We start from the raw sequence: 15,263 nt of genomic DNA on the forward strand, positions 1-15,263 counted from the left end.
CCTACAGTATCTCGACGTCAAGATAAATAGCCGGTAGATTCGACCGTCATGACGGTTGCCGGCAGTCCCCCGGCGCCGGACGACGTCGATGCCCTCGTCGCGGCCTGGGCGCGGGAGCGGCCCGACCTCGACGTCACCCCCCTGCTGGTGTTGTCACGAGTCACCCGCCTGGCCCGGCGGCTCGACCGGGCCCGGGCCAGCGCCTTCGCCGGTCACCATCTGGAGACGTGGGAGTTCGACGTGCTGAGCGCGCTGCGTCGCGCCGGCCGACCCTATGAGCTCTCGCCCGGTCAGTTGGTCGCGGCGACGCTGGTCACCAGTGGGACGATGACCAACCGGATCGACCGGTTGCAAGCGCGTGACCTGGTGCGGCGCCGGCCGTCGCGCAGCGACCGGCGCGGGGTGATCGTCGCGCTCACTCCGTCCGGCCAGACGGCCGTGGACGGGGCGCTGATCGACCTCCTCGAGCACGAGCGCGTCCTGCTCGCCGGTCTCAACCCTTCCGATCAGGAGTTGCTGGCGGCTCTGCTACGCACCCTGCAGGCCAGGCTCTCCGACTGACCCCCCCCCCGCTCTTTGCGGAACGCTCAATCGAGGACGTCGGCCGCGGCCAGCCACTCCTCCTCCAGGGCGCTCTCCTGCGCGTGCAGTTCCCGCAGCCGCGCCGCCAGGCCGGTCACCGCCGTATGGTCGCTCGCCCGCTCGGCCAGCTCTGCGTGCACGCGCTGCTCCTGGTCGTGCAGGCGCGCCAGTGCCTTCTCCACCCGCGCGATCGTCTTGCGCGCCTCCCTTTGGGCCGCCGCGCTGGCGCCGGGGGCGGCGCTCGCGACGGCCGGCGAGCCGGAGGCCGACGGGGCGGTCCGTCGCCCACCGGGGGCTGGCGCGCCGGCCTCGCGGACATCCTGCCGCAGCCGCAGATACTCCTCAACCCCGCCGGGCAGGTGCCGCAACCGGCCGTCGCCGAGGAGCGCCACCTGGCTGTCGGTCAGCCGCTCCAGGAGGTAGCGGTCGTGGGAGACGACCAGCAAGGTGCCCGCCCAGCCGTCGAGCACATCCTCCAAGGAGGTGAGCGTGTCAATGTCGAGGTCGTTGGTCGGTTCGTCGAGCAGCAGCACATTGGGCTCGTCGAGCAATACGCGCACGATCTGCAACCGGCGCCGCTCACCGCCGGAGAGGTCACCCACCCGGGCCTGCTGGCGCGGGCCGGGGAAGCCAAGCCGCTTGGCGAGTTGGCTCGCGCTGATCGGTTTGCCCCCCAGCGTGGTCGTCGCGCGCACCGCCTCGATCGCCTCGATGACCCGACGGCCGGCGAGCGGCTCCAGCTCGCGCACCTCCTGGGTGACAAACCCGATCTGCACGGTCACGCCCTGCTTGCGCCGCCCGGAGTCCAGCGGCTGCCGCCCGGCGATGACGCGCAGCAGGCTGGACTTGCCCGAGCCGTTGACGCCGACGATGCCGACCCGCTCCCCTGGCGCCAGTTGCCAGGTGACCCGGTCGAGCAGCACGGTGTCGCCGAGCCGCAGGCTCGCCTCGTGCAGGTCGATGACGTCCTTGCCCAGCCGCGCGGTCGCAAACCGCACCAACTCCACCCCGTCTCGTGGCGGCGGCTCGTCGGCGATCAGGGCGTTGGCGGCATCGATCCGGAAGCGCGGTTTGCTCGTTCGCGCTGGGGGCCCGCGGCGCAGCCAGGCCAACTCCTTGCGCAGCAGATTGTCGCGCCGTTCGGCGGCCACCGCCGCGATCCGTTCGCGCTCCGCGCGCGCCAGGACGTATGCCGCATACCCGCCCTCGTAGGCCGCGACGGCGCCGTCGCCCACCTCCCAGGTCGCGATCGCGACCGCGTCGAGGAACCACCGGTCGTGGGTGACGACGACCAGCGCGCGGGACGGGCGGCGCCACTGGGTGGCCAGGTGCTCGGCGAGCCAGGCGACCCCCTCGACGTCGAGGTGGTTGGTCGGCTCGTCGAGCAACAGCAGGTTGGCGTCGGCCACGAGGGCCCGCGCCAGCGCGACCCGGCGACGCTCGCCGCCCGAGAGGGGGCCCACCGGCACATCCAGTCCCCCAACGGCCCCGGCCTGGGCATCACCGAGCAGCCCGGCGAGGACGTCGCGGACCGCCACCTGCCCCGCCCACTCGTGCTCGAGCACCGACCCGTGGATGGCCTGGCGCACGCTGATGCCAGCGGGCAGGTCGTCGTCCTGGGCGACTTGGGCCACCCGCACCTCACCGGCGTGGGTGACCCGGCCGGAGTCGACCGGGCGCTGCCGAGTCAGGACCCCGAGCAGCGTCGATTTGCCGCCGCCGTTGCGACCGACGACCCCGATGCTCTCGCCCGTGCCGATTCCCAGGGAGACGTCGTCGAGGAGCAGTTGGGTGCCGGCGGCAAGGCTGACTCGCTCGAGGTTGACGAGATTGGCCATCACCGGGCAGGTGGTCTCACGCGCCAGCAACGACGTCGACGTGGGCGCCGACCGTTGGCCCGACGGCCCGGCGCACATCAGCGGCCGTCCCTGACGCGGTCAGGGCAACAGCCAGGTCGAGGGCGGCTTCGTGCCCGGCCGCGAGGAAGGCGATCGTCGGCCCGGAGCCGGACACGATTCCCCCGAGGGCGCCGAAGCGAAGCCCGGCGTCAAGCACTTCGCCAAGTCCGGGGTGGAGCGACACGGCGGCCGCCTGCAGGTCATTGGCCAGGAGCGCGGCAACGCCAACCACATCACCGCTGCGAAGCGCGCTCAACAGTTGGGGGCTTGGCTGGGGGTCGGGCACGAGGCTCGAGCCGCGCAGTCGGTCGCATTCGGCATACACCGCAGGGGTGGACAGCCCACCGTGCGAGAGGGCGAAGACCCAGTGATAGGTGCCTCGCGTCAGGGCGGGCACCACCTGCTCGCCGCGCCCGCTGCCCAGCGCGGTTCCGCCGTGCAGGAGAAACGGGATATCGCTGCCGAGGCGGGCGGCGATCGGTTCGAGGCGCTCGATGCCCCAATCCAGGCCCCACAGCCGGTTGCACGCGACGAGCGCGGCGGCCGCATCCGCCGAGCCACCGGCCATGCCCCCGGCGACCGGGATCTCCTTGCCGATGTGGACGACGGCCCGCTCCCGGACCCCGGCCGCCTTGGCCAACTCCATGGCGGCCCGCACGGCCAGGTTGGAGTCGTCCGCGGGCACGCCGGATGTCGTGCGGCCGCTCAGCTCGACCGACCAGTCGGCGGCCGGCGTGACCCAGACGGTGTCATAGAGGCTGACCGCCTGATAAACCGTCGCGACGGGGTGGAACCCGTCGGCGCGTGGTGGCCCGACGCGCAACTCGACGTTGACTTTGGCGGGCACGCGCACGCAGACGCCGGCTGCGGACGCCGGCGCTGATGTCATGGCCCCACCTAATCATGAACCGATGCGCCACAGCCAAGGCCGGCGCTCAGCGCGGCGGCGACCGCCGCGAATGCCCCGATGTCCAGTTGCTCGCCCCGCGTCGCCGGGTCGACGCCCGCCGACTCCAGGGCGGCGCGGGCGGCCGCCGCAGACCCGGCCAGGCGCGCCAGGGCGGAGCGCAGCATCTTGCGGCGCTGGGCAAAGGCCGCGTCGATAACCGCGAAGACCTGATCACGGGTGGCGCTCGTCGCCGGCGGAGCGGTCCGCTGCAGGGCGACCAGGCCCGAATCGACATTGGGGACCGGCCAGAAGACGGCACGGGGAACGGTCCCGGCCAGCCTGGCCGCGCCATACCACGCGAGCTTGGCGCTTGGCGCGCCGTAGGTGCGGCTGCCCGGCGCGGCGGCGAGCCGCTCGGCCACCTCCAACTGGACCATGACAAGGACGCTGCCGAGGCTGGGGAAGCTCGCCAGCAGGTGCAACACCACGGGGACGGCAATGTTGTAGGGCAAGTTGGCGACCAATTTGGTCGGTTCGTCGGGCAGCGCCGACAGGGTCAAGGCGTCCGCATTCACGACCACAACGCGCTCGGCACGACCGGGGGCGGATGCTTCCAGGGTCGCCGGCAGCGCCTGCGCAAGCCGGTTGTCGACCTCCACGGCCAACACCCGGTCGGCGACGGCAGCCAATCCGAGGGTCAGCGACCCGAGTCCCGGGCCAACTTCGAGAACCCGATCGTGGGCATCGACCCCGGCCAGCCGCACGATGCGTTTGACGGTGTTGGCGTCCACGACAAAGTTTTGGCCGAGCGCCTTGGCCGGCCGCACCGACAACCGTTCGGCCAGCTCGCGGATGGCGCGTGTCCCCAGATAGGTCACCGGCTCGTTCACAGGTCGCACGCTAGACCAGAGGCCGGCCTCCTCGGGAAGCCCGCGAACGGCGCGCCAGACGCCGAACGCGCCCCCGGGGGACAGGGGCGCGCTCGACGAGGCGGTGCGGCGCGAGCCGCGGGGGTCAGGCGGCGTGGGCGCAACCCCACGGGGAGAGGCCGGCCACGGCATACAGCCGGTTGGCGACAGTGATCTGCTGCTCGCGGCTGGCCAGGTCGGCCCGCGAGGCGAAGTCGGCGCCGCCGTAGGCGAGCCAGGTGCTGGTGAGGAACTGCAGGCCGCCGTAGTAGCCATTGCCGGTGTTGATGTGCCAGTTGCCGCCGGACTCGCACATCGCGATCCGGTCCCACATGGCGGCATTGGCCAGGTTGAGGCCGGCGCCGGAAGGGTTGCCGGCCGACCCTCCACCCGAGCCGCCGGTGCTCGGCGGCGGCGAGCTGGGGGCTGGAGCGGCGGGCCGCTTCTTGGTGCCGACGGACACAACAGCATCCCGGGCGGTTCGGGTGACCTGGGAGGAGACCTTGGTGCGCTTGTATTCCTTGCCGTCATGCAGGACGAGAAGGTATTTGGTCTCGCGCTCGCCCTCGCGGCCGGTGGTGACCACCTTGGACTGGCCTTCGTAGAGCGAGGAGTCGTTCTTGCGGATCGTGTCGTAGCCGATCGATGCGGTCTTGGTGATCGTCTTGGTCTCCACTCGGGTGACGACCAACTTCATGCCGTCCTTGAGCGGGGTGTCCAGATCGGGGTTGACCAGGTCCTTGCTACCGACCTTGACCTTGAGCAGCGCGAGCAGCGACTTCACGTCGGGCTCGGTGGTGGTCTTGGTGGTCTTCTTGCCGTCGGCGGTGACCGTGATCTGCTTGGGCGTGACCATGTTCATGGCCAACCCGTCACGGCCAAGCGCGGCCGAGCGGGAGGCGGACAGCTCCGCGTTCTCGGCGCGCAAGCCGAGCTCGTCAAGGGCGGCGCCGACGGTGGTGGCGGTCGTCCAATATTCCTTCTTCACGCCGTCGATGGTCACGGTCAGCTTGCGGCCGTACCGGACGACGATCTTTTGCCCGTCCTCGACCGCGCTGCCCAGCGCCGGGACGACCAGGTCATGCTCACCGACGGTGATGCCCTCCTTCTCCAGGAGGTCGCCGACGGTGCTCACAAATGCGTGCACGGACTCGGTCGAGCCGTCGACCGAGAGGGCGACGGACTTGTCGAAGTGGGCGACGCCGGCCACTCCTGCGATCAGGGCGCCGACGACGCCGAGCTGGGCCAGGCGGCGGACCGGACGTGATTGCAAAGCAAACTCCCAAGTTGAGTGACCCGCACCTGCTGCCCGGCGTCCGGGCAGCCCGATGGATCGGTGATCCGGCCAGTGATCGGGGGACGATCGCACGGCACAAGCGGGCCTGTCCCACCCGGGGCCAACACTGGCTGCGGGAAGGAAATCAGGCCCGTCGGTGCTGCCGGATCACTGGGCGCAATCGCGGCTAACAACAACCACCATGCCCAACGCCCCCACGGAAGGTCAAATTTTGGTAACGGCCAGGGGGTAGTTCGGGTGCGCTTTGGCCACACCGGCCCCGTGTGTTTCAGGCGTTCGGGTGGATTCGGATGTGAGTCAGCTCACTCACCACGGACCATAGAGCCGCTCTGCCGTGGCGCTGACCGCCTCGCAGAGGGTGGCGGTCGCAACGCCGAGCACACCCGCGGCAACCCGGACCGTGTGCGGCAGCAGATAGCTGGAGTTGCCCGCGCCGCGCCACGGCTGCGGAGTCAGGTAGGGCGCGTCCGTTTCCACGAGGAGCCGATCGAGGGGGGTGATCGCCAGCGCATCCCGCAGCCCGTGGTTGTTCTTGAACGTGATCGGTCCGGCGAAGGAGAGATAGAAGCCCCGCTCCAGGCAGGCCCGGGCGAAGCCGACATCCGCGGAGAAGCAATGCATGACCGTATGCCGCGGGGCGCCCTCGTCATCGAGGATCGCGAGCACGTCCTCGTGACTGTCGCGATCATGGATCTGCAAGACCTTGCCGCTGTCCTTGGCCAGGCGGATGTGCCACCGGAAGGACGCGTGCTGGATCGCCCTGCCCTCCGTGCCGGTCCGGTAATAGTCCAGACCGCTCTCCCCGATGACGCGCACGCGGTCGTCGCCGGCGAGCTGCTCGATCACGGCATACGCGGGCTCGAGCTCACCGCGCGCGGCCAGGCGCGGCGCCTCGTTGGGGTGCAGGGAGACGCCGGCGAGCAGCGCCGGATGCGTGTGCGCCATCGCAACACTCTGCCGGGCCGAGGCGACTTCGCAGCCAATCTGCACGATGCGGTCCACCCCGGCGCGCCGCGCCGCGGCGAGCGCCTCATCCAGACCCAGCGCAGGCACGTCGTCACGGACGATGTCGAGGTGGGCATGGTTGTCCACGACCGTGACCGGCAGCGGGTCCGGCTCGGCCGGGACCCGCGCGTTCGACTCGCCGGGCCGAGTCACCGGCCAGAACCCTCGAGCCGGGCAAGTTCCTCATCGATCACGCCGACATCGAGTTTGACGAAGACCGGTATGGGTTTGGCCACGGGCGTGCCCGCGATGACGGCTCGCCGCCCCCACGACGGGGTGTCGGTGTAGTCGCCGGTGATTACCGGATACGGGTGTCCGGAGTCGAGATCGCTCACCTCGTCAACGCGCGGCAGCGGCATGAAAATGCCGCTCCCGCCGAGGGCGTGGTGCACGGCCGTCGAGGAGTGCGGAAGCATCGGCGCGAGCATCGTGTTGCAGTCCGCGACGCACTGGGCGAGCACGTGGAGGATGGTGGCCAACCGCCCGCGCTGCTCGGCGCCTTTGAGCTTAAACGGCTCGGTGCGCGACACATAGGCGTTGACCTCACCGACGAGGCGCATCGCTTCGGCTGTCGCGTGCCGAAGCCGTTGCCGAGCAAGGAGATTCCCGACCACGTCGAACCCGGACGCGACCACGTCGAGGATCTCCTGATCCTCCGGCTCCAGCGCGCCACGCGGTGGGATCTCGCCGAAGTTCTTGTGGATCATCGTCGCCGAGCGCTGGACCAGATTGCCCCAGCCGGCGACGAGTTCGGAGTTGGTGCGCTGGACGAACTCACGCCAGGTGAAGTCCGAATCGGAGGTCTCGGGGCCGGCCGCACAGATGAAATAGCGCAGCGCGTCGGGCTGATAGCGGGTGAGCATGTCCCGGACATAGATGACATGTCCTCGCGAGGAGGAGAACTGTTTGGACTCCATCGTGAGGAACTCGGAGCTGACCACCTCGGTGGGCAGGTTGAGTTCGCCATAGATCCCCGGCTCGCCGCCCTTGTCGCCCTTGCCCATATAGCCGAGCAGCTCGGCCGGCCAGATCTGGGAGTGGAAGGTGATGTTGTCCTTGCCCATGAAGTAGTACGAGAGCGCGTCCGGGTCGTTCCACCACTCCCGCCAGCGCTCGGAATCCCCGGTGCGGCGGGCCCATTCGATGGACGCCGACAGATAGCCAATGACCGCGTCGAACCAGACGTAGAGCTTCTTGGTCGGCAGGTCGCGCCAGCCGTCCAGGGGCACCGGGATGCCCCAGTCGATATCGCGGGTCATTGCGCGCGCCTTGATGTCGTCCAGGATGTTGAGGCTGAACTTGATGACATTGGGCCGCCAGGTGCCCGAGGCCTCCCGACCGTCGAGGTAGGCGCGCAGGGCGTCGGCGAGGGCGGGCAGATCGAGGAAGAAGTGCTGGGTCTCGATGAAGTCGGGTGTCTCCCCGTTGATCTTCGAGCGCGGATCGATCAGGTCGGTCGGCTCGAGCTGGTTGCCGCAGTTGTCGCACTGATCGCCGCGCGCCTCCCCGTAGCCGCAGATCGGGCAGGTCCCCTCGATATAGCGGTCGGGCAGCGTGCGCCCGGTGGACGGACTGACGGCACCGCGCGTGGTGCGCTCGACCATGTAGCCGTTGGCCCAGACCTGGTGGAAGAGTTCCTGGGAGACGGCGTAGTGGTTGGCCGTCGTGGTGCGCGTGTAGAGGTCGTAGGAGCAGCCGAGGTCGGCGAGTTCATGGGCGATGATCGCGTGATTGACGTCGACGAGTTCGCGGGCGCTGACGCCCTCTTTGTCGGCGAGCACGAGGATCGGGGTGCCGTGCTCGTCGGAGCCGCTCACCATCAACACGTCGTGCCCCGCCATCCGCACGTAGCGGCTGAACACGTCCGCGGGGACCCCGAAGCCGGCCACGTGGCCGAGGTGGCGAGGGCCATTGGCATAGGGCCAGGCGACGGCGGCGAGCACCTTGGTCATGACGGCAATCCTAGGTGGGAGGCGGGAGCGCCGGGCGGCGCTCCGCACCCGCCGCCCGGCGCGGGCCCGACATGATTGAAAAATTGATTACGGATCACGACTTGGTAACGCTCGCCGCTATGGCTACAGTCTTGCCTCGCAAGCGGGTCACGACCTCAAAAGCCGGACTCTCCCGGACTCGCTGCCGAGGGAGAGCCCATATGGAGGGATTACACATGAAGCGCATCACCGGCGCCCTCGCGGGCGTTGCCCTGGCCGGCACCATGGGTGTTGGCATGGCCACCACGGCTTCGGCCGCCCCGACCAGCGACATCTCCGCCAGCAGCGCGGACAAGGCTGCGTGCGTCTACCGCTACATCACCCGCGGCGTCCAGGTCAAGTGCGGCACCGCCGCCTACGGCACGCAGTACCGCGCCTGGGCCAAGTGCCGTCGCGGCAATGGCACCACCTACGTCATGCGCGGCGCCTGGAAGTACCAGGGCAGCGGCATCTGGTCGACCGCGCAGTGCTACTCCGGCGACCGCCGCGTCAACACCAGCAAGGTCGGCGAGCTTCGCTGATTCGGCATCCGGCACCGGCCGCGAGCCGGTGACCGGACACTCGTAGAACGGCCCGGGAGGCAGCGGCCTCCCGGGCTGTTCGCTGTCCGCGTTCGCCGGATCCCCCCGCCCGATCCCCCGACGGTCCGGCACGCTCACCCCGCATCCAGAAGTTACCCTCTGGTCATGATCGCCGCCCTGACCGGCATGGGCCTTTCCGCGGCCGCCGGCCTGAACGCCTACATTCCCTTCCTGATCGTCGCCCTGCTCGCCCGCTTCACCGACGTCCTCACCCTGCCCGCATCGTTCGCCTGGATCGAGAGCTGGTGGGCGATCGCCGGTGGAACGGTGCTGCTGCTCACCGAGGTCGTGCTCGACAAGATCCCCGCGGTGGACACAATCAACGACGCGGTGCAGACGTTCATCCGGCCGTCCATGGGCGGACTCGTCTTTGCCGCCACCTCGGCCGCCGAGCAGCTCGACAACTCGGCGTGGATGAAGGAGAACGCCTGGGTGGGGGTGATCCTCGGCATCATCGTCTCGGGACTGGTGCACACCGGCAAGGCCGCTGCCCGCCCCGCCATCAACGCCGGCACGCTGGGGGCGGGTGCACCCGTGGCGTCCACGGTCGAGGACGGCACGTCGATCGCGCTCTCGCTCATCGCCATCTTCTTGCCGCTGCTCGTCATCGTCGCACTCGTCCTGTTGGCCATTGCGCTCTTCCTGCTCTGGCGCCGGGTGCGCGCCTGGAAGAAGCGCCGCCAGCGGCGCGCAGATGACGATCCGACGATCAGCTACGCCTAAGGTCAGCGGGTCACAATCGCCCGTATGCCGCTTCCGCGCTCGCTCTTGACCGACGCTGCCTCGGCCGCGCCGGTGCCGCACACCGCGCTGCCTCGCCGCTCGCTGGTCACCGAGACCTGGCTGGTGCTCGGGCTCTCGCTCGGCGCCTCGGCGCTGTGGTCGATCCTCAGCCTGGTCAACAAGCTCACCCAGCAGGTCGCGCTCAACCAGCAGACGACCACCATGAACAACTCGGTCACTCCCGAGCGGCCCTGGCTCGATCTCGCCTACCAGCTGTTGCCGATCGGGCTCGGCGTCGTGCCCGCGCTGATCGCCGTTCATCTCCTGCGGCGCGACGACCCCGCGGCAGCCCGGGAGATCGGGATCGACCGGTCCCGCCCGGCGGCCGACCTCCTGCAGGGAGGCGCGCTGACGCTCGTCATCGGCATACCGGGCCTGCTGCTCTATCTCGGCGCCCGCGCCGCCGGCCTGAACACGACGATCGCAGCGGCCAATCTCACCGGGCAATGGTGGACGATCCCGGTGTTGATCCTCGCGGCCGCCCAGAATGCGATCCTCGAAGAGGTTGTCATGATCGGCTACCTGCTCACCCGCTGGCGGCAAGCGGGATGGGCGACGCCGCTGGCGATCGGTGTCTCGGCGCTGATCCGCGGCGGATATCACCTCTACCAGGGCTTCGGTGGGTTCGTCGGGAACGCCCTCATGGGCGTGCTCTTCGGCCTGTTCTTCGTGCGCACGACGCGGGTCCTGCCGCTGGTTATTGCCCACACCCTCGTCGACATCGCCGCCTTCGTCGGCTACACGCTGCTGCGTTCGCGGGTTGGCTGGTTGTGAGATGAGAGGATCGGCGGGTGCTGCGCCTGCTCGGCTTCCCCGATCCGAGGCGCCATCCGGCAATGGTGACCGGCATCGGGATCGACGCGCTCGGCAGCGGGCTTTTCCTGCCGGTCTCGGTGCTCTACTTCCTCAGCACGACACCGGTGTCGATGGCCGACGTCGGACTGGCGCTGTCGATTTCCGGGTTGGCGGCAATCCCGCTCGTGCTCTTGTCGGGCGCCCTGGTTGACCGCTTCGGACCCAAGCGGCTCATGCTGGCCGCCAACCTCGTCCAAGCCCTCGGGTATGCCGCCTACGTCGCCGCCGATTCCATGGCCGCGATCGTGGTCGTCTCCGCCCTGACGACCGTGGGAATGAGTGCGTTTTGGAGTTCCTACTCCCCCATGGTCGCGGCAGCCACCGAGCCTGGTGAGCGAGAGGTCTGGTTCGGCTTCCTCGGTGCCCTGCGCAATATCGGCTTCGCCATCGGCGGGCTGGCCGCCGGTGTGGCCGTTCAGATCGGGACGCCGGCCGCCTTCCGGGCGCTGGTGCTCATCAACGCCGCCAGTTTCCTGTTGGCCTACGCCGTCCTGCTCCGGGTCCCGACCGGCGGTCCGGTTCCGGTGGATTCCCGGACGCCGCGGGAGCGGGGCGGCTGGGCCCGGCTGCTCGCCGACCGGCCCTATCTGCTGCTCGTCTCGGCGAACGCCTCCTATGCCCTGTGCGTGCTGACGCTCAACGTCGCCATCCCGGTCTATGCGTTGCGCACGTTGGGGGTCTCCGGCTGGGTCACGGGGGCGTTGTTCACGTTCAACACGGTGCTGGTCGGCTTGGGCCAGGGGCTCGTGGTGCGCGCCATGGACGGTCACCGTCGCCACCGGATTGTCGGGCTCGGCCAGGGGATGTATGCCGCGAGCTTCGTCGCGCTCGCCGCGGCCGCCGCCCTCCCCGCCGAGGTGACCGCGGGGGCGGTCTTCCTCGCGGTGGCGATCTATACCCTCGGCGAGCTGCTCGGTGGTCCCGTGCTGACCGCGGCCGCCGTCGAAGCGGCCCCGGCGAACCTGCGCGGGCGCTACCTCGCGGCCTACCAACTGTCCTGGTCGCTGGCGACCATCCTCGCCCCGGCGGCCTACCTGTGGCTGCTCGAACGTGGCCGCTTCCTGCTCTGGGCGGCGCTGATCGCCGTCGCCACAGCGGGGGCCGTCCTGGCGAGCGCAGCCGCCCGCCGGCTGCCCGCCGCGAGCGCCCGGGTCACCAGCACAACGTCAGCGTGAGCCACCGATCAGGCGTTGCGCGCCGTCGGATAGATCAGCCGGAAACGCTCGAGAACCACCGGCATGTCGGCGCTAAAGCCGCGGTCATGGCTCGGGTAGGCGCTGAAGAACTCCTCGTGAATCCGGCGCCACGAAGCCAGGCTGCGGTCGTCCTCTCCCTCGGAGCGGGCGTGCTCAGCGTCAACCTGCTCGAAGGGCACCACAGCGACTGCGGTCGTCTCGATGAGCGCGCGCGGGTGCCCGCGGCCGTCGAGGATGATCGACAGGGCACCGGCCTGCGGCAACTCCTCCCCTTCGGCCTCGTAGTCCCAGAGCGCCCCGGCGGTCCCGGTCTTGGCGCCGTCCAGCACCAGGGCGAGCAGCTCGTCGGCTTGCTCCGGAGTCGCGCCGAACGCCCAGGCCGGCGGCATCAGGGAGCCGCGGGCGTTGGCGCCGGTGTAGACCTCGAACCGGTTGAGCTTGGCCTTGACGCGCGCAACCTCCCAAAAGGCACGCACGGACTCCTCGTCCACTGTCGGCAGCGAGTCCACCGGCTCTGGCGTGCGATCATGCGGCCTGGCGGGTGGCTCACTCGTCATGGAAGTCGACCTTGGCGTGGGAGCCGTCGCAGAACGGCTTGCTGGCCGAGGCGCCGCAGCGGCATAGCGTCATCCGGTTGCGCGACTCGTGGGGTTGCCCGTCGGCGCCGCTGATGCTGACCCCGCCCGTGACGAGATAGGGCCCGTCGTCGACGACGGCAACACGCCTGGGGAGAACCGGCTCGGAGTCATTCGTGCTGTTCACGTCCTCGGCCCGAGTGAGCGCGCCGGAGGGGCAGTGGTCGATCATTACCCGCATCGCGGCGAGGACCTCCGGATCGTCCGACGTCACCATCGCCCAGACGTTGGTGCCTGGGAGGGTGCAAAAGCCAGCGTGCTCACACAACGGCCGGACGTCGCGCACGACAACGCCGCTGCCTTCCATGACCTTGGCGCTCTCCCGGTGTGAGGTCCTCGGCGCGGTCTCGGTCCCGTCGAAGCCGACCCGCTTATGGCTGCCGTCGCAGAACGGTTTGTTCGCCGAGTGCCCGCACCGGCACAGCCAATAGGTGCCGGACTCATCCGCCTGCTCGGCGACGTCGACGCTCTCGCGCTCGACCCAGGCCTGCTCCTGCGGGTCCGCAGCGGGGTGCAACCGCAGCCGGATCAGGTCCAGGCCGTGAACGGCATACGGACCATTGGTGCTCACCTCGATATCGGCCATGAGGAAACCTTGCACCACATCGAGGTGAAATGGGCCGAGGCCCTCGATCGGACGTCAGCGCTTGGTCCAGGCCCAGGCGTCGACGTTAAGGGTGTTCTCCAGACCGGTGAAGCCTTCCGCCGGACGGTAGGTGTCGAAACCGAAGTCGGTGTCGGCGTCATCAGCGGTGCCGCCGATGCCGTCAGGCCCAACCCCGAACAACCGCGGGAAGCCGGTCCCACCGGCGTCCATGAGGTTGGCGACCTCGTTGGTGTTGTCGGTGTGGTAGCTGCCGATGAGGTGCCCGATCTCGTGCGCGACGACATTGCCGACCGCCTGGGCGACGAACGCCTTGCGGTCGCTGGCGTCGGTCATGTAGGTGTTCAGCGAGGCCGAGCCCGAGGGGTCGGACAGGACGTCGAGCAGCACCAGCGCCTGGTCGGACATGTTGTAGTTGCCCGGGTCGATGTACTGCGCGATGCCGATCGTGTCGATCCCCGCCTCGTCGATCGTGCCGCCGACGATGACCCGCGCGACGCGGTTTTGGCCATAGATGTCGGCGCTGTTGCGCGAGTTGACGATCTGGACCTGGACGTTGGGGTTCATCCCGTAGGCGATCGCGTCCTGCTTGAGGTTCTCGTTGACCTCCTCGGTCGTCATCCGGACGAGGTCGGGAAGGTCGGCCTGGGTCAACCCCCACCGGCCGAGGAAGGCCGAGAACGGGCTGAGATCGCGCACTCCGTAGCCGCCCCAGATGCCGGTGTTGACCCGCTGACCGTTGAAGTCGAGGAAGACGCGCTGGACGGGACCCGCGGTGCGCTGCCCACCCGGCCGGTAGACCTCGAGCTGAGTCGAGTAGTCACCGTTCGTGCCGGCGATGTTGATCGCATACCAGCCGGCTTCCTCGGCGACATAGGCCATCGCCGTCGTGCCCGCGCCGGGTAGCGGAGACTCCGGCGGATAGAGCGAGGAGGCGTCCAGCGCCTCCGCGCCGACCATGCGGGTCCCGTCGGGCTTGGTGACCGAAATCGTGTCGGCCCCCGAGATCCCGGATCCGCCGAGGACATCACCCTTGCTCAGCCGGACGCCGAAGTAGTCGCGGTCAACCTTGTTGACCGAGATCGCCAGGCCGTAGTTGCCTTCCCGGCCGACACCGGGACCGGAGCCGGAGTCGAACGGGTCGGACGGCAACGGGCCACCGGAACGATAACCGGCGACGAACACGTAGTACGTGCCCGTGGTGGTCACGTCGTAGGTAAGCAGGCTCGCCAGGCCGGTGCCGCCGTCGTCGTCGGTGGCGAGCAGGGTGCCCGCCGCGTCATACAGGCCGACGAAGGTGTCAGTGGTGGTGGCGCTGGTGTCGACGACGATCTGCTGACCCGCGGGGGCGGTCAGCTTGTAGGCGTCGAAGTCGCCGTTGGCATCCCCGGTGCTCCCGTGCGGGCCGTCTCCCAGGACACCGGTGGTGGTGATCTTGTCCTGGCCGTCGAGCCCGGTATCACCGGCGAGCGGGATTGACCCGTTGTCCTCGGGAACCGGCGCGAGGGAACGGGTCGAACTCGTGAAGGTGTTCAACGTGCCGTTGATGCGCACGCGGTTTTTCTTCGTGGCACCGATCCCGAACAAGGTGATCCGCTCCGCGTCCGCGGGAGTGTCGTTCGAGCCGCCGCCGTCGAGTTCCTTCTCGTCGTAGACGAACGCCGGCGGAAGATCCTTGGTGTTCGCTGCCCGCTCGGCCGCCCGCTTCTGGGCGTCGCGCTTCATGGCCTGGCGCCAATAGGCGAAGTCGATCGTGGACTCGTCGGGAACCAGGGCCCGATACGGGTTCGCGGTCCCGCGCGGCACCGAGGATCCCTTGGGCGCCACTTGGACGCCGTGCGCGAGGGCGGCGGCCTCCGCGGGGGTCAGGTCACCCCCTCGGTCCGTGCTGGCTTGGGCGCTCCCTTGCGCTAGCGCAAGCACCGCGGCGGTCGCCGCGGCGGCGGTAAGCGTGAGTTGTCGTCGCACTGCATCCTCCCTTGTCTAGGACGTACCCATCGACCGGTCACGTGTTCCCGGTCACGTCCTCTGGCGTTCCT

General features: G+C 69.4%; 14 protein-coding genes. 5 read left to right on the top strand and 9 right to left on the bottom strand.

Annotated elements, in window-relative coordinates:
- Nucleotides 1-48: 48 nt before the first annotated feature.
- The gene (locus V9G19_RS23235) at nucleotides 49-561 is read left to right on the top strand and encodes a MarR family winged helix-turn-helix transcriptional regulator (RefSeq protein ID WP_462287765.1); all 513 of its coding nucleotides are present in this window, start codon (nucleotides 49-51) and stop codon (nucleotides 559-561) included.
- Between the two features lie 26 nt (nucleotides 562-587).
- Here the strand turns inward: V9G19_RS23235 and V9G19_RS23240 are convergent, their stop codons facing one another.
- The 6 genes from V9G19_RS23240 to metG all read right to left on the bottom strand — a co-directional run bounded on the left by V9G19_RS23240 (nucleotide 588) and on the right by metG (nucleotide 8,531).
- Nucleotides 588-2,420, bottom strand: a complete 1,833-nt coding sequence (locus V9G19_RS23240) for an ABC-F family ATP-binding cassette domain-containing protein (protein WP_462288104.1) — start codon at nucleotides 2,418-2,420, stop codon at nucleotides 588-590.
- 16 nt (nucleotides 2,421-2,436) lie between these two features.
- On the bottom strand, nucleotides 2,437-3,369 hold the full coding sequence (locus V9G19_RS23245; protein ID WP_462287766.1) for a 4-(cytidine 5'-diphospho)-2-C-methyl-D-erythritol kinase: 933 nt from the start codon (nucleotides 3,367-3,369) through the stop codon (nucleotides 2,437-2,439).
- Nucleotides 3,370-3,377: 8 nt separating this feature from the next.
- Complete coding sequence (rsmA, locus tag V9G19_RS23250) at nucleotides 3,378-4,259, bottom strand: 16S rRNA (adenine(1518)-N(6)/adenine(1519)-N(6))-dimethyltransferase RsmA (RefSeq protein ID WP_462287767.1); 882 nt, start codon at nucleotides 4,257-4,259, stop codon at nucleotides 3,378-3,380.
- A gap of 124 nt (nucleotides 4,260-4,383) precedes the next feature.
- On the bottom strand, nucleotides 4,384-5,550 hold the full coding sequence (locus V9G19_RS23255; protein ID WP_462287768.1) for a ubiquitin-like domain-containing protein: 1,167 nt from the start codon (nucleotides 5,548-5,550) through the stop codon (nucleotides 4,384-4,386).
- Between the two features lie 330 nt (nucleotides 5,551-5,880).
- A complete protein-coding gene (locus V9G19_RS23260; protein WP_462287769.1) occupies nucleotides 5,881-6,732 on the bottom strand; it encodes a TatD family hydrolase in 852 nt (283 codons plus the stop codon).
- A complete protein-coding gene (gene metG / locus V9G19_RS23265) occupies nucleotides 6,729-8,531 on the bottom strand; it encodes a methionine--tRNA ligase (protein ID WP_462287770.1) in 1,803 nt (600 codons plus the stop codon). Before metG ends, V9G19_RS23260 begins: the two co-directional genes overlap by 4 nt.
- A gap of 215 nt (nucleotides 8,532-8,746) precedes the next feature.
- Between metG and V9G19_RS23270 the strand changes: the two genes are divergently transcribed.
- The 4 genes from V9G19_RS23270 (at nucleotide 8,747) to V9G19_RS23285 (ending at nucleotide 11,964) form a co-directional block, all read left to right on the top strand.
- A complete protein-coding gene (locus tag V9G19_RS23270) occupies nucleotides 8,747-9,091 on the top strand; it encodes a hypothetical protein (protein WP_462287771.1) in 345 nt (114 codons plus the stop codon).
- 165 nt (nucleotides 9,092-9,256) lie between these two features.
- On the top strand, nucleotides 9,257-9,874 hold the full coding sequence (locus tag V9G19_RS23275; RefSeq protein ID WP_462287772.1) for a DUF4126 domain-containing protein: 618 nt from the start codon (nucleotides 9,257-9,259) through the stop codon (nucleotides 9,872-9,874).
- Between the two features lie 24 nt (nucleotides 9,875-9,898).
- Nucleotides 9,899-10,708 carry a CPBP family intramembrane glutamic endopeptidase gene (locus V9G19_RS23280; protein WP_462287773.1) on the top strand — a complete coding sequence of 270 codons (810 nt, stop codon included), beginning with the start codon at nucleotides 9,899-9,901 and terminating at the stop codon, nucleotides 10,706-10,708.
- Between the two features lie 17 nt (nucleotides 10,709-10,725).
- A complete protein-coding gene (locus V9G19_RS23285) occupies nucleotides 10,726-11,964 on the top strand; it encodes an MFS transporter (RefSeq protein ID WP_462287774.1) in 1,239 nt (412 codons plus the stop codon).
- 8 nt (nucleotides 11,965-11,972) lie between these two features.
- Here V9G19_RS23285 and V9G19_RS23290 read toward each other — a convergent pair whose 3' ends face one another.
- The 3 genes from V9G19_RS23290 to V9G19_RS23300 are packed head-to-tail and all read right to left on the bottom strand — an operon-like array spanning nucleotide 11,973 to nucleotide 15,192.
- Nucleotides 11,973-12,494 (bottom strand): ASCH domain-containing protein, encoded by a 522-nt coding sequence (locus V9G19_RS23290; RefSeq protein WP_462287775.1) that lies wholly within the window; start codon nucleotides 12,492-12,494, stop codon nucleotides 11,973-11,975.
- Between the two features lie 37 nt (nucleotides 12,495-12,531).
- Nucleotides 12,532-13,206 carry a CDGSH iron-sulfur domain-containing protein gene (locus V9G19_RS23295; protein ID WP_462287776.1) on the bottom strand — a complete coding sequence of 225 codons (675 nt, stop codon included), beginning with the start codon at nucleotides 13,204-13,206 and terminating at the stop codon, nucleotides 12,532-12,534.
- A 54-nt stretch (nucleotides 13,207-13,260) separates the two neighbouring features.
- Nucleotides 13,261-15,192, bottom strand: a complete 1,932-nt coding sequence (locus V9G19_RS23300; RefSeq protein WP_462287777.1) for a PPC domain-containing protein — start codon at nucleotides 15,190-15,192, stop codon at nucleotides 13,261-13,263.
- Nucleotides 15,193-15,263 lie beyond the last annotated feature (71 nt).

Source organism: Nostocoides sp. (assembly GCF_037045025.1).
Taxonomy (GTDB): domain Bacteria; phylum Actinomycetota; class Actinomycetes; order Actinomycetales; family Dermatophilaceae; genus Nostocoides_A.

Excerpts from the sequence above, each read along its gene's own strand:
- V9G19_RS23235 (WP_462287765.1), top strand. The coding sequence starts at position 49 with ATGACGGTTGCCGGCAGTCCCCCGGCGCCGGACGACGTCGATGCCCTC.
- V9G19_RS23240 (WP_462288104.1), bottom strand. The coding sequence starts at position 2,420 with ATGGCCAATCTCGTCAACCTCGAGCGAGTCAGCCTTGCCGCCGGCACC.
- V9G19_RS23245 (WP_462287766.1), bottom strand. The coding sequence starts at position 3,369 with ATGACATCAGCGCCGGCGTCCGCAGCCGGCGTCTGCGTGCGCGTGCCC.
- metG (WP_462287770.1), bottom strand. The coding sequence starts at position 8,531 with ATGACCAAGGTGCTCGCCGCCGTCGCCTGGCCCTATGCCAATGGCCCT.
- V9G19_RS23270 (WP_462287771.1), top strand. The coding sequence starts at position 8,747 with ATGAAGCGCATCACCGGCGCCCTCGCGGGCGTTGCCCTGGCCGGCACC.
- V9G19_RS23275 (WP_462287772.1), top strand. The coding sequence starts at position 9,257 with ATGATCGCCGCCCTGACCGGCATGGGCCTTTCCGCGGCCGCCGGCCTG.
- V9G19_RS23280 (WP_462287773.1), top strand. The coding sequence starts at position 9,899 with ATGCCGCTTCCGCGCTCGCTCTTGACCGACGCTGCCTCGGCCGCGCCG.
- V9G19_RS23295 (WP_462287776.1), bottom strand. The coding sequence starts at position 13,206 with ATGGCCGATATCGAGGTGAGCACCAATGGTCCGTATGCCGTTCACGGC.